Consider the following 517-nt stretch of genomic DNA (forward strand, 5'->3'; position numbering starts at 1 on the left):
GTTAAAGAGCAAGAGTTTTTAAAGCATTAAACTTTCAAAACCATTTTTAAATACACTCAGTTTTCTATTACTAAGAAAAGTGTGCTTAAAGATGGTGGGCGATACCGGGCTCGAACCAGTGACCCCCTGCTTGTAAGGCAGGTGCTCTCCCAACTGAGCTAATCGCCCATGATAGTTTTGATTCCTTCATGGAGAAAGAATGGTGGAGCTATGCGGGATCGAACCGCAGACCTCCTGCGTGCAAGGCAGGCGCTCTCCCAGCTGAGCTATAGCCCCATATTTTTATTTCCTTGGGAGGAAATGGTGGGCGATACCGGGCTCGAACCAGTGACCCCCTGCTTGTAAGGCAGGTGCTCTCCCAACTGAGCTAATCGCCCCAAATTTTATTTCCTTGGGAGGAAATGGTGGGTCGTGCAGGATTCGAACCTGCGACCAATTGATTAAAAGTCAACTGCTCTACCAACTGAGCTAACGACCCTTTTTACTTCTTGAAGGAAGTGGTATCCCGTAGGGGAGT

4 tRNA genes are annotated in these 517 nt (G+C 47.8%); all 4 read right to left on the reverse strand.

Annotated features, from left to right (window positions below):
- Positions 1 to 92 precede the first annotated feature (92 nt).
- A tRNA-Val gene (locus tag AB4154_RS22330) sits at positions 93 to 168 on the reverse strand.
- 32 nt (positions 169 to 200) lie between these two features.
- Positions 201 to 276 (reverse strand) — tRNA-Ala (locus AB4154_RS22335).
- A gap of 25 nt (positions 277 to 301) precedes the next feature.
- A tRNA-Val gene (locus AB4154_RS22340) sits at positions 302 to 377 on the reverse strand.
- A 25-nt stretch (positions 378 to 402) separates the two neighbouring features.
- Positions 403 to 478, reverse strand: a tRNA-Lys gene (locus tag AB4154_RS22345).
- Positions 479 to 517: the final 39 nt, after the last annotated feature.

Origin of the sequence: Vibrio sp. 10N.286.51.B11 (assembly GCF_041469245.1) — a bacterium.
In the GTDB taxonomy this organism is placed as follows: Bacteria; Pseudomonadota; Gammaproteobacteria; order Enterobacterales; family Vibrionaceae; genus Vibrio; species Vibrio crassostreae_C.